The sequence below is a fragment of the Enterobacter sp. Li2LvB3 genome (assembly GCF_056156645.1).
The window spans coordinates 25,668-37,848 of the sequence record NZ_JBSICG010000023.1 but is presented as its reverse complement, the minus strand read 5'-3'; the positions used below and the strand labels follow the sequence as shown (position 1 = coordinate 37,848).

11 protein-coding genes and 1 tRNA gene are annotated in these 12,181 nt (G+C 51.3%); 5 read left to right on the top strand and 7 right to left on the bottom strand.

Going from position 1 to position 12,181, the window contains the following annotated elements; all coding sequences use genetic code 11:
- Nucleotides 1-28 precede the first annotated feature (28 nt).
- Together ACS603_RS17970 and ACS603_RS17965 are read left to right on the top strand one after the other, a co-directional pair.
- Nucleotides 29-1,966, top strand: a complete 1,938-nt coding sequence (locus ACS603_RS17970; RefSeq protein WP_474944663.1) for a methyl-accepting chemotaxis protein — start codon at nt 29-31, stop codon at nt 1,964-1,966.
- A 56-nt stretch (nt 1,967-2,022) separates the two neighbouring features.
- Complete coding sequence (locus ACS603_RS17965; RefSeq protein ID WP_474944662.1) at nt 2,023-2,871, top strand: EAL domain-containing protein; 849 nt, start codon at nt 2,023-2,025, stop codon at nt 2,869-2,871.
- Between the two features lie 47 nt (nt 2,872-2,918).
- Here the strand turns inward: ACS603_RS17965 and yahO are convergent, their stop codons facing one another.
- The 5 genes from yahO to ACS603_RS17940 all read right to left on the bottom strand — a co-directional run bounded on the left by yahO (nt 2,919) and on the right by ACS603_RS17940 (nt 7,448).
- Complete coding sequence (gene yahO / locus ACS603_RS17960) at nt 2,919-3,194, bottom strand: DUF1471 family periplasmic protein YahO (RefSeq protein ID WP_182059917.1); 276 nt, start codon at nt 3,192-3,194, stop codon at nt 2,919-2,921.
- Between the two features lie 163 nt (nt 3,195-3,357).
- The gene (locus ACS603_RS17955; RefSeq protein ID WP_474944661.1) at nt 3,358-4,395 is read right to left on the bottom strand and encodes an ABC transporter ATP-binding protein; all 1,038 of its coding nucleotides are present in this window, start codon (nt 4,393-4,395) and stop codon (nt 3,358-3,360) included.
- 1 nt (nt 4,396) lies between these two features.
- Nucleotides 4,397-5,971: an ABC transporter permease gene (locus ACS603_RS17950; protein ID WP_182059915.1), complete on the bottom strand. Its 1,575-nt coding sequence runs from the start codon at nt 5,969-5,971 to the stop codon at nt 4,397-4,399.
- Nucleotides 5,972-5,995: 24 nt separating this feature from the next.
- Nucleotides 5,996-7,012, bottom strand: coding sequence for an iron ABC transporter substrate-binding protein (locus ACS603_RS17945; protein ID WP_315688054.1), 1,017 nt, complete (start codon nt 7,010-7,012; stop codon nt 5,996-5,998).
- A gap of 359 nt (nt 7,013-7,371) precedes the next feature.
- Nucleotides 7,372-7,448: transfer RNA gene (locus tag ACS603_RS17940), tRNA-Arg, on the bottom strand.
- Nucleotides 7,449-7,686: 238 nt separating this feature from the next.
- Here ACS603_RS17940 and ACS603_RS17935 point away from each other — a divergent pair.
- From ACS603_RS17935 to fimZ, 3 genes are all read left to right on the top strand, one after another.
- The gene (locus ACS603_RS17935) at nt 7,687-8,403 is read left to right on the top strand and encodes an EAL domain-containing protein (RefSeq protein WP_182059911.1); all 717 of its coding nucleotides are present in this window, start codon (nt 7,687-7,689) and stop codon (nt 8,401-8,403) included.
- 24 nt (nt 8,404-8,427) lie between these two features.
- Complete coding sequence (locus ACS603_RS17930) at nt 8,428-9,144, top strand: helix-turn-helix transcriptional regulator (protein ID WP_182059910.1); 717 nt, start codon at nt 8,428-8,430, stop codon at nt 9,142-9,144.
- 808 nt (nt 9,145-9,952) lie between these two features.
- Complete coding sequence (fimZ, locus tag ACS603_RS17925; protein ID WP_182059909.1) at nt 9,953-10,585, top strand: fimbria biosynthesis transcriptional regulator FimZ; 633 nt, start codon at nt 9,953-9,955, stop codon at nt 10,583-10,585.
- 51 nt (nt 10,586-10,636) lie between these two features.
- On the opposite strand, the gene sfmF is transcribed toward fimZ, so the two are convergent.
- Together sfmF and fimH are read right to left on the bottom strand one after the other, a co-directional pair.
- Entirely contained in the window at nt 10,637-11,155 is a 519-nt protein-coding gene (gene sfmF, locus ACS603_RS17920) for a fimbria assembly protein (protein ID WP_182059908.1), read from the bottom strand.
- 10 nt (nt 11,156-11,165) lie between these two features.
- Nucleotides 11,166-12,173 (bottom strand): type 1 fimbria D-mannose specific adhesin FimH, encoded by a 1,008-nt coding sequence (gene fimH / locus ACS603_RS17915; RefSeq protein WP_182059907.1) that lies wholly within the window; start codon nt 12,171-12,173, stop codon nt 11,166-11,168.
- Nucleotides 12,174-12,181: the final 8 nt, after the last annotated feature.

Sequence of the window (12,181 nt, the reverse complement as noted above, 5' to 3'; positions counted from 1 at the left end):
ATGCATATTACGGGAACGGAATAAAAAAATGAATATTGTCCATTTATTTTCAAATCTCAAAATCAAGAAAAAACTCTTTTTGGGTTTTGCAACCGTATTACTTTTTGCCATTGCGATCCTTTCATCAGGCTTGCTCGGGCTCGTCGATATCCGGGATAAAGTGGATAAAAATGGCCTGGTCGAGGATCTCTCTAATTCGCTTGCCGAAATGCGGACCGGTCGGCTGAACTATCAGTTTACGTTTGACAAAAAGTATCTCGATCAGGTTCAGAGCGCCACATCCCATATGCAGGCCGCCATTGCGACGCTTGAGCAATTTACCTGGTTTGAGAAAAACAAAGCGGCACTCGAGCGCACGGCAACGGCGATCGGTGACTATGTTGCCATCCAGAGCCCTTATCTGAATGCACTTGAACAAAAGCACGCCGTCGAGGCGAAGCTCAATACCGATGAACTGTGCGATAACTCTGTGGTGGCAGATAAGCTCAGCCGCAGCGGAACGCTGTCACCTCTGCAGTCCCTGGTTGCGGCGCAGATCGCGTTTTTGATGAGCGATATCGACTCGCAGATGAGCATTTTTAAAACGCAGCCCAATGACAAAATCGAACAGTACCTGCGTAGCCGCTTAGCCGCGGGCTTAGCGGACTCTGAACGCCTGTTTCAGGATGTGCCGGAAGAGCAAAAGCCGTGGATCCAGAAAGGGATCCAGGACATTAACGCGATTACGGCTGAAATTGATAATTACCAACGCGTGTGGGGTGAAGAGAATGCGCTTTCATCGAAAATGGCCACTCAGGCGCTGGAAGTGACGCATTCAATCCAGACCTTGTTCCTCTTACAGCAGGAAAAAGTGACGGAAACCGTAGGCAACGTGAAAATCCAGATGGGTACCGTCGCCACTATCGGGATTATTGCCGGCATCCTGCTGGCGCTGGGTATCACCTTCTCCATCACCCGGCCGCTGAACGAAACCCTGAACGTGGCAGAACAGATTGCCAAAGGCGATCTCACCAGTTCGCTGTCCAGCACTCGCCGTGACGAGCCGGGGTTGCTGATGCAGGCCGTTTCCACAATGAACAGCAACCTGAAAAACATCATCAACGATGTGCGTGATGGGGTAGAAAGCGTTGCCCGTTCGTCATCAGAAATTGCAGCGGGGAATATGGATTTGTCCTCGCGCACCGAGCAACAGTCTGCCGCCGTGGTTGAAACCGCCGCCAGTATGGAAGAGCTGACCTCAACCGTGGCACTCAACGCAGAGCACGCCAACCATGCAAGACTGCTCGCGGAAGAGGCCTCGCAGAATGCCAGCCAGGGGAGCCAGATCTCGCAGAAAGTGATCGACACCATGAAAAACGTGCGCAGCAGTTCGCACCGTATTTCTGAAATCACCACGGTGATTAACAGTATCGCCTTCCAGACCAACATTCTGGCGCTGAATGCCGCCGTTGAAGCCGCGCGTGCCGGGGACCAGGGGAAAGGTTTTGCCGTCGTCGCTGCCGAAGTGCGCACCCTCGCCCAGCGCAGTGCGCAGTCTGCCAAAGAGATTGAGAACCTGATTAACGAATCCGTAGTTCACGTTGATACTGGTTTTAACCTGGTTGAAAGCGCAGGCAATGCGATGACCAAAATCGAAACCTCCGTCGCCCAGGTGCGCGACATCATGGGCGAGATTGCCGCAGCAACCGACGAACAAAGCCGGGGGATTTCGCAAATTGCGCAGGCCATGGCTGAAATGGACACCACCACGCAGCAAAACGCCGCCCTGGTGGAAGAGTCTTCTGCTGCCGCCAGTTCGCTGGAAGATCAGGCCGTGCAGCTTGAGAAAGTGGTATCGATTTTCCGGGTATCCAGAGACGCCAGTACCCGCGCTGAGCCGCGTCGGGTAAGTGCAAGAAACCAGACTGGCCCGCTGGCCAGCACCAGACCAACAGCAAACGACCAGGATGCCTGGGTCAAATTCTGACCATTTCCCTCCGTCGCCAGGCTATGTCCTGGCGACTTCACATCAACAGGCGAGCTATGATTCTTTCACCTAAGCACTCTCCGTCACTGTTCTCTGGCATCGGCACGCTCTTGTCCCGCGTGTTTACCCATACCCCGGCAAAAACTTTGCTGGAGGCCATCAACCAGCGCCAGATCGTGCCGTTTTACCAGCCATTTTTCGACAGCCAGACGGGGAAGATAGCCGGGATAGAGGTGCTTGCCCGTTGGAAGCATCCGCTTTATGGCCATATCTCTCCTGATACCTTTATCCCCCTGGCGGAGCAGTACAACCTGATTGCGTTATTAACGCATCAACTGATTCAGCAGGTCATCGCCGACCTCCAGCACCGGATCAAGTTTTTCCCTGACGGGCTGTATATTTGCCTTAACCTCAGCGCCCATAACTGCCTCGATCCCCGCTTTGAATCCGATACCGTTGAGCTGCTGCACAAGCTCGATGCTGGCCAGGTCCAGGTAGTTATCGAAATCACTGAACGACACCCCCTGCATTTCACGCCCCAGCTAAGCGAGTGGTTTGCCACGCTGCGAAAATCCAATATCGCCGTGGCGCTGGATGATTTCGGGACGGGGTATTCAAATCTTTCTTATATTCACGCCCTGGCACCTGAATTCATCAAGATAGACAAACTGTTTGTCAGCCAGATTGGTGAAAACGGCGACACACGGCTTGTCGACAGTCTTATCGAGCTGGCGAATAAAATGCAGTTAAGGATCATCGCAGAAGGGGTGGAAACGCAGTGCCAGGCTGACTACCTGCGGGGGAAAAAAATCGACTTTATGCAGGGGTATCATTTCTCCCGGGCCGTTCATATTGAGGAGCTGGTCAGGATGGCGATGCTGCAAAAGGGACATATCACGCAATAAGAAAGGACGGAACGCCACCCCGTCATTCCGGGGTGGCATTCACTGTATTACTTTTTCTTGTAGATATTGGCCGTGCCATGAATTTTGTTGTTCGTATTGCCGGAAGTCAGCACCAGAACATCAGCACCTTTCTTATCCGCTTTCTCAATCAGCTCTTTTTTCGCATCATCGACCGATACTTCATTCGAAGTGGAGACAGTGCCGATTTTTTTATACTGGGACGCGACTTTATTAAAGTCTGCACGAGTCATCAGTTCAGCAGCAAAGACATTAGTCGTAAACAGAAACGCCGTTCCCATCAAAATAGCAATTGTTTTTTTCATAACCTTTTTTCCTTGAGATTAATAAACAACCACGTAAAACCTCACTTTTCTTGGTGAGGTTTTATCAGCATGGTAGAGAAACTCAGGAAATGCCACATGCCTGGAAAAAATCTTTTATAACAACCCGTTGCCGGAAAATACTAACGAGTATTAAGAATTTCTTTCAGGCCTGCGAAACGCAAAAAACACGGGCCTTACCGGCAATATCGATACGTACAGACGTGCCCGAGTTCCAACCCGGCTGGCTCACTGTTTTCAGGATAAGCGGTGCTTGCTGCCCGGCAAGTGCCAGTGTGAGCGTGGATAAGTGGCCGGTGAAATCGACGTCAAGAATGGAGATTTGGCTTTCATGCGGCGCGCACGCTGTCACGCGGAGCTGTTCCGGGCGCAGCATCATACGTCCCTGCCCCGTTGCCTTATCATCATCAGTCAGGACTTCACCCAGCGCGCAAATCGCGCGCCCGGCATTGAGCTGTGCAGGCAGGACCAGCGCATCGCCCAGGAACAGCGCGGTTTCTTCGTCCACCGGTTGGGTATAAACCTCAAAAGGCGTCCCCACCTGGGTGAAACGCCCTGAGCGCATCACGGCAACCTGGGTCGCGAATGACAGGGCTTCGTTCTGATCGTGGGTCACAAGAATAGACGCCACGCCCGCGTCAGCGAGCAGATCCGCCGTTGCTTTGCGCGTCATAGCGCGAAGTCCGGTATCAAGCGCGGAGAAAGGTTCATCCAGCAGCATCAGCGACGGACGCTGTGCCAGGGCACGCGCAAGTGCGACGCGCTGCTGCTGACCGCCGGAAATCTCATGAGGCCAGTGCGTTGCCAGTTGCCTGTCGAGCGACACCATCTCCATAAGCGCCTCAACATGCTGGCGTTTTTCCTGCCGGGTGCCTTCCAGCCCCCAGGCAATGTTGTCTGCCACATTGAGGTGCGGGAACAGCGCCCCTTCCTGCGGAACAAAACCGATCCCACGCTGATGAGCAGGAACAAAATTCTCCTCATCAAACAGCGTTTTCCCCTGCATCACAATGCGCCCGGCATCCGGCGTTTCAAAACCGGCAAGAATACGCAGCAGCGTTGTCTTTCCTGAACCCGACGGCCCGACAATCGCCGTTCTGCTTCCTGGCGCGACGGTCAGGTTCAGGTTATCGAGCACCAGCGCATCGGCAAATGATTTAGAAATCGACGTTAGTTCAAGCATGTCAAAGCCCTGCGATTTTTTTAGACTGCATGTAAAGGATACCGGTCAGCGGCAGTGAGATAAGGATCATCAGCATGGCGTAAGGCGCCGCAGCAACGTAATCAATCTCACTGGTCAGCGCCCAGAAGCCGGTTGAAAGCGTGCGTGTCCCCAGCGGCGAGAGCAGCAGCGTCGCGGTGAGTTCGTTACTGACGCCAAGGAACACCAGCGCAGCACCTGCCGCCGCACCGGGGGCGGCAAGCCGCATGGTGACGCTCCAGAGTGCTTTTGCCGGAGAGCTACCCAGGCTGCGGGCAACGTTTTCCAGCTCTACCGGCGCCTGTGCGATGCCGGCCCGCAGGTTGATCAGCGCACGGGGCATAAACATCAGCAGATAGGCGAGGAACAGCGTGACTTCGGTTTGATAAATCGGCCGCGCGTAATGGATTGTTACCGTCACCAACGCCAGCGCCGTCACGATCCCCGGTAGTGAACTGGTGATGTAAATGCACCCTTCCAGCATCCTGAACACGTGATGCGGATAGCGAATACCGAGCCAGGCAATGGGAATCACGCAGACGGTGGTCAGCAGCGCGCCACCCACGCCGAGTACCAGCGTCTGGCGAAGCGAGAGCCAGAGATCGGCGCTCATCCAGTTTTGTACGCCCCCAAGCCAGATCCAGCGACACAGCACAACGAGCGGTACACCCAGGGCCAGAATAACCAGCGCCACAAACAGCACCTGCCCCATCGCAGCCGCAGCCGGTTTCAGCGGCCAGCGTTTTTGCTCGCGCGCTGCGCCGGATCCGATACGGGCATAGCGGGCTTTACCGCGCGTTGCGCCTTCAAGCAGCAAAATCGCCAGGCAGCACAACGCCAGCACACCCGCCAGCATATTGGCCGCCGGGCCGCTAAACGTTGACTGGAACTGGTCGTAAATCGCGGTCGTAAAGGTATCGAAGCGGATCATGACGTACAGGCCATATTCCGCCAGCAAATGCAGCGCAACCAGAAGCGCCCCGCCACAAATCGCCAGTTTTAACTGCGGCAACACCACGCGGAAAAACACCCGCCACGGCGGCGTACCGAGCGAAGAGGCCACATCCTCAAGCGTTGGGTCAAGGCGGCGCAGAACCGCAGCAACAGGCATATAGATAAACGGGTAGTAGGCAAGTACGGAGAGAAATACACCCGCAGAGAGACCGTGCATAGAAGGCACGACACTTATCCAGGCATAGCTTTGGACAAATGCAGGGATCGCCAGCGGCGCAACGGCAAGCGCTGACCAGACCCGACGGCCCGCAAGCGTAGTACGCTCAGTCAACCAGGCGATGGAGACACCCAGGACAATACACAAAGGCACCGTTAACGCCGTCAGCCACAACGTATTGCTGAGCAGCTCAGCAACACGCGGGCGAAACACGAGAGCCTTAATGGTTTCCCAGCCGGTCTCAAAGCCAATGGCAATGATAAAACCTAAAGGCAGAAGCGCCATCAATGAAAACAGTACAGCTAACACAACCATCGGCAACGCCGGCCGCTTGCGGGGCGGCTGGCGAGATGTACTTTTACCGAGGTCGAGACTCAAACCAGACATAAGGCTTTCACTTAACTCTTAGGATCACAGCAGGCCCGCTTGTGTCATCAGCTCAATGACTTTCTTACTGTTGAGTGTAGAAGGCTCAACCTTTGGTGCATCAAGATCTTTCAGCGGAACCAGTTTCGGGTTAGACGCGGCGTTAACGCCTACGGCATATTCGAATGCATTGTTAGTGCGCAGCTGCTCCTGACCTTCTTTACCGGTGATCCACTTAATGAACGCCTGCGCCTGCTCTTTATGCTTACTGGACGCCAGAACACCGCCGCCAGAGAGGCTCACGAACGCGCCCGGATCCTGATGTTTGAAGTAATAGAGTTGGGTATTTTTGCTGTTTTCACCGGTTTTGGACTGATCAACAAAACGGTAGTAATGATAAATCACGCCGCCATCAATCTGACCAGCGTTGACCGCTTTCATCACGGTACTGTTGCCTTTATAGGCAACAAAGTTGGCTTTCATCGCTTTCAGCCAGTCCAGGGTAGCCTGTTCGCCTTTCAGCGCCAGCATCGCACTGACAATTGCCTGGAAATCAGCACCAGACGGGGAAGCAGCCCAGCGGCCTTTCCACTCAGGTTTTGCCAGATCCATCAGCGATTTAGGCAGTTGCTGTTCGCTCAGCTTAGCCGGGTTATAAACAAAGACGGTGCTACGTGCAGCAATACCGATCCAGCGGCCGTGCGCAGGACGATATTCCGCAGGGACTTGTTTTAAAGTGGCCGCATCTAATGGCGCAAACAGTTTTGCATTATCAACCAGTACCATTGATGGGGAGTTTTCGGTCAGGAAGACATCCGCAGGTGATGCATCTCCTTCCTGAACCAGCTGGTTACCCAGCTCGCTGTCATCGCCATTACGCAGTGTGACTTTAATCCCTGTTTCTTTAGTAAAACCATCAACCCACGACTTCACCAGATTTTCATGCTGGGCGTTATAAACAACGATACCTTCGTTGTTTTCAGCCGCAACAGACTGAGTTGAAAGGAAAAGTGATGAAGACAATAATGCAAGCGAGAAGCATGACAATACGCGAGAATTCATGAACATATCCTTAATAGACCAAAGTAAATCACAACGAATGGCTTTGCGGATACGGATTAAAGCATACAAAAACGCTAATGATAATTACTATCAGTCATGTTTTTACGTAAAAGTCTAAAATAGGCTTTTACGCGAATTTAAAATGATAAAAATCTAAGAAAAAAATATGGATATATTAAAGATTAGGAAAACCTTAAGATTCAAAATACATTATTTAATTAGCGTTCTATTTATTTCAGGCAATTGAATTTACACGTTACTGAGGTGAAATACACAGCATTATTCAAAAAATGACGTGCAGGAGCATAAGAGAGTTTTACGGCGGTGAAATGGGTGTTTTGATAAAACGATGACCTGAATGGTACGCCCTGTAGGATTCGAACCTACGACCTACGGCTTAGAAGGCCGTTGCTCTATCCAACTGAGCTAAGGGCGCACGGAGAAGCGTAAACTTCGCAGTGGTGAAACGCGTGGAATTATACGGTCAATGGCAGGTGAGTCAATGCCTTTTGGTATGATTGTCGGTCTTCTGTGCCGATATGCGCTACCCGATTGTAAATACGTCTGTTTTTTCAACATTTACCCTCATTCTGCCCTCGCGCTTCCCGCTGCGAAAAGGCTTAGCTGCATTTAAGTAACGCCCGCTGTTTTCTGGCGCCAGGCTCCTTCACTCTATGGCGAAGACTGGCAGACAACAGGAAGACGGCGTGGCAGTGCAATTCCCCCGCTTACAGCACATCTCTCGCAATATCACCGGGATCAAACTTGAACCGATAGTTGCCCTCTCTACTTCGCATACCGTGGGTGCGGAAGTGCTCAGCGTGTTATCTCCCCACCAGCAAAGCGAACGTTTTTTTCAGCGCCAGTCGGCGGTTCAGTCGCTTATGTTGCTTGAAGCACAGCTCTGCACGTTAAAAAACGCCCTCAACTGCAATAACCTTTTTATCAATCTGCCGATAACCGTATTAACGGTAGGCAAAGCGTTTCACCAGCTGATGCAGCTGAAAAGCTCACCACTCAATATTGAGATTGTCGAGCCGGCGTCTTTCTTCAGCCTCTCTTCCGGGCAGCGTGAGTCTGTTACCCACCGCTTGCAGCTGTTAAGCAGGCAGGGTCACCGCATCTGGCTGGACGATGTTGATGAAACCGTTATCCAGCCGTTTTTATCCTGTCGGTTACCATTATGCGGCATCAAAATAGATAAAGTCGCGTTCTGGCGATTACGTGCCACACCTGCGTTATCCAGGCTGGTTAGCCTTTGTTCGCAAATTGCCGGACACGTGCTTATCGAAGGTATCGAAAACGACCAGGATCGTGCGTATGCATTACAGGCAGGAGCAGGATTAGGCCAGGGTTATCACTGGCCTTGCTGGTATTGGCCGGAGGACTAGCCCGTCATCGCCAGGAGGGAAGCTATGCGAATGACAGTACGCCGCTACAGACGGCGTCGGACAGGAAGTGATTCACCGGGATTTACACACTCGCCCTATCCTCCCCCCTTTTTCGACCGTCTTGAGTTTTTGAGCCAGTCAATTAACCGGAATCAAAAGACACACGCGCCTTTTATCATTCTGGTCACCCAGGATAACTTCCTTCGTACCGGTATTCTGAACGGAAACACCCCGCTCAGTAACTGCTGTGATTGCGAAACGCTGGAAGAGGCGTTCAGCGCGCTCGGCCACTGGCCATCCGCCAGGTTGCTTGTGGATATCGAAAGCCGGGCCATTACCCTTATCGACATGCTGGACAGGCTAAGAAGGCAGAGCCTCTACTCCCCTTTTCTGATACCTCATTTACTGATCAGGGCGGATGATTACGACACCCGGCTTTTTTGTCGGGCCGCCGGGCCGTTTCACGTCCTGGAGCGGCAGCTCACCGCGAAGGCCATGCAACAATCTCTGCTGGATGCCACAGTGCCGGTGAGCATGAAAAAAGAGTGGTTCTGCCGCAATGAATGGCCCGTACTTCAGTATTTGTCCCAGGGTCTATCACTGCGGGAAATAGCCGACTTACAACATCGGCCTTACAGCCGGATCATTTATCGTCTGAACTGCATCCTGAAGAAACTCGGTTTAAATCATCGTCAGGAACTCCTGCACCTGCTCAATAACCTGTCTGAGTTCACGTTTTAACTTATCCACTAACCCATTAATTCCTAAAGACCTTTAGGAAATCACTTAAGTTAATTGTCAATATAGCGTGTTTTTTTAACATAACTGTCGAAATTACAACTATTCCTAATTTATCCACTTCAACAACGCGAAACACCACAAAAACCTGAACCGGCAGTTCTTTCAACCAAGCGTTAAAATAATAGTGATTCCGTTAATAAGATGATAATGATGTAAAAACAAGCAGATTAGAGAGGAAGGCATCAATCTGGCAGCCGAAAGGACAGCATATCCTGCTGTTCAGTCACAATATTTTCCTGAAGAGAGTCGGTGCTTGTTGTTGACGACACTACGGCTTGCATAGGGGATCGCTTCACTGACACCAGAAAAAATGGCGCTGTGTGTTGGATTTATTTTTTAACAACCGATCAACATATAGAGAAATATGTCATTTTTTGTTATTACATAAAGATGTTGCATTGCTGTACAGGAAATATAAGGTGATTTCACCTAAATTTAAATTAATAGCCATTAGCTTCCAGAAGATAATACATCACAACACGGAAAATATAATTTACAGGCTTTTCGGAGAAAGCTTAAACGGTATAATAAGACGTGTTTCAAATATGAATAAGAAAACACCTTTTGCCACCATCAGCCAATTTAACAATCCGCGCTGAGGCAATGAATTTGTCACTACGTTAACAAGGATGCTTTCGCTCTTCCAGGGAATTACCACCGTATAAGGATCTGTATAATTATCCTTCCGGCTTTCCGAGAGTTTTAGCAAAACTCGGCACAACGCTTTTAACAATCTGAGGCATAAAAAATGAAACCGGCATCCGTTATCATTATGGACGAACACCCTATTGTCAGAATGTCGATAGAAGTCCTGCTACAGAAAAATAAAAATATCGTGGTTAAGCTCAAGTCAGGTGACAGCCATGAAGTTCTTGATTGTATACGCAACCATGCGATTGATCTGGTGATCCTGGACATCGAACTACCCGGGACTGACGGATTCGCATTACTCAAAAGAATCAAAAACTTAAACAAGGACATAAAAGTTCTTTTCCTCTCCTCAAAATCAGAGGCGTTTTACGCCGGGCGCGCCATTCGCGCCGGAGCAAATGGTTTTGTCAGTAAGCGGAAAGATTTAGGTGAGATCTATAATGCGGTTGAAATGTTACTGACGGGATATTCATTTTTCCCATCCGAAACATTAAACTTTATAAATCATCTGGGAGCACACAAAGGAATGGATATAGACATGCCGTTATCAAACCGGGAAGTGACGGTACTGAGGTATCTGGCAAATGGGTTATCGAATAAAGAAATCGCCGAGCAACTCTTGCTCAGCAACAAAACAATAAGCGCTCACAAATCCAATATTTATTCTAAGCTAGGCGTGCAAAGTATTGTTGAATTAATTGATTACGCGAAGGCCCACGAATTGCTTTAACCTGAATTCACTCCCTGCAACTTATGCGAGTTTCAGGGAGTGCGGTCAGTCTCAATTATAATTAATCATGAAGGTCGCATCGGCATCTGCCCTGCCTGGCTGGGGGTTATCGGCCGTGGCAATATAATTGGCATAAAACGACAGCTGTGCATTTCCCTGGGCATCTACCGCCACCGTCTGACTGGCCTGCTGCAATGCCAGACGTGTTTTATCCCGATCGCGGATTTCCACCGCAACATTGCTGGCCTGGCTTGAATCATTCAGAGCCAGTAAACCGCTATCACTCCCGTCCTCTTTTCCTGAAAAGGTAATCGATGCCGCGCCGGGCGGGCATCCGGTCAGTTTCAGCGTAAAGGGTACCGGCTGCGTCCGGCTGCCGGTGGTGCTGAGTTGTTTTGTCGGCCAGGTGCCCAGCGTAACGATTTTGTCGCTATCGCTGCCTTCCGCGACACAGGTGAAATCCACAATATTGCCATACAGCTCAATGTTGATTTCCCCCAGTGCCGTGGCTGCATGGGCGTTTGCGTGAACCAGCGTTACCAGCAGCAGTGCTTTACTCCAGCGTCGCATTGCGCCTCCTTTATTCATAATCCACGCGCAAATACCCGCGAGAGGTAAAACGCCCTTCGGCAGGTTTATTGCCCGTAATACTGACCGGCCAGGCTCTGATCCCCACCTGCGCCTGAGCGCTGTCATCCAGACGGAACGGAATTTTGCTGGTCAGGTTGTTGGGCGTCAGCGGGGTGCCACTTTCTGTAGCAACCACAAACCCCAAATCGGGGTTATCGGAAACCAGCGCGTTGCCAGAGGTTTGCTCAGCTTCGATACGCATGGACAGATAAGCATTGGCTTCCACATTGGTGCATTTGATGGCAATTGTTTTTGTCTGTGGCGAAACCTTGTCCGGGCGATTTCCGGCTCCTGCCTGGCTAAACAGCGATGCACCGATTTCGCCAAAATCAAATTCCACCACTTTTCCGGCATTAATTTCGCAGCTTTGCGGCACCTGGATCGTGCCACTGTAGCTGATGGTGTAAACCGGCGTGCTGAGCGGGTCGGCCGACGTGGTGGTGACATAGACCCTGAACATGGTCTGCTGCGGGATCACCACCATATTGATAAACCGACGCGTCACCCTGAGGCGAAAGACCAGCTTAGAATCCGTCACCGGAAACGCTTTGTTGTTCGGCACGTTAGGGTGCTGACCCATCTGAATATATTTCGCTGGTGGATAAAACGTCCCGGCGTAATCATCGTGGATCTGCATTGCGCCATCCAGATAGTCGTTCAGCTTCACATACTTGTAGCTGTCTATCTCGGTGGTGATGGGCAAGTCCGTGACGTAGCTACGCATGGTCGATTTACCGGAAGTCCCCTTCGGGCAGATAGCGCTCACCCCGACCAGCCCGGATTTTTGCGCCAGGGTGACAATCTGCCCTGGCTTGTTGTTGGAGCTGTCAAAGACGTTTGAGAGATCGTAGGAGATGTCCTTCGCGACGCCGTCCGCATTCTGACACACCGTTGCCCACGCAGGCAGCGCGCCGCACAGCAGTACCGCGCCCAATAGCGTGTGGGGAAATTTCATCATTGAGTTCC

Bases quoted from the DNA above. Each gene is read 5' to 3' on its own strand.
- ACS603_RS17970 (WP_474944663.1), top strand. From the start codon at position 29: ATGAATATTGTCCATTTATTTTCAAATCTCAAAATCAAGAAAAAACTC.
- ACS603_RS17965 (WP_474944662.1), top strand. From the start codon at position 2,023: ATGATTCTTTCACCTAAGCACTCTCCGTCACTGTTCTCTGGCATCGGC.
- yahO (WP_182059917.1), bottom strand. From the start codon at position 3,194: ATGAAAAAAACAATTGCTATTTTGATGGGAACGGCGTTTCTGTTTACG.
- ACS603_RS17955 (WP_474944661.1), bottom strand. From the start codon at position 4,395: ATGCTTGAACTAACGTCGATTTCTAAATCATTTGCCGATGCGCTGGTG.
- ACS603_RS17950 (WP_182059915.1), bottom strand. From the start codon at position 5,971: ATGTCTGGTTTGAGTCTCGACCTCGGTAAAAGTACATCTCGCCAGCCG.
- ACS603_RS17945 (WP_315688054.1), bottom strand. From the start codon at position 7,012: ATGAATTCTCGCGTATTGTCATGCTTCTCGCTTGCATTATTGTCTTCA.
- ACS603_RS17935 (WP_182059911.1), top strand. From the start codon at position 7,687: ATGGCGAAGACTGGCAGACAACAGGAAGACGGCGTGGCAGTGCAATTC.
- ACS603_RS17930 (WP_182059910.1), top strand. From the start codon at position 8,428: ATGCGAATGACAGTACGCCGCTACAGACGGCGTCGGACAGGAAGTGAT.
- fimZ (WP_182059909.1), top strand. From the start codon at position 9,953: ATGAAACCGGCATCCGTTATCATTATGGACGAACACCCTATTGTCAGA.
- sfmF (WP_182059908.1), bottom strand. From the start codon at position 11,155: ATGCGACGCTGGAGTAAAGCACTGCTGCTGGTAACGCTGGTTCACGCA.
- fimH (WP_182059907.1), bottom strand. From the start codon at position 12,173: ATGATGAAATTTCCCCACACGCTATTGGGCGCGGTACTGCTGTGCGGC.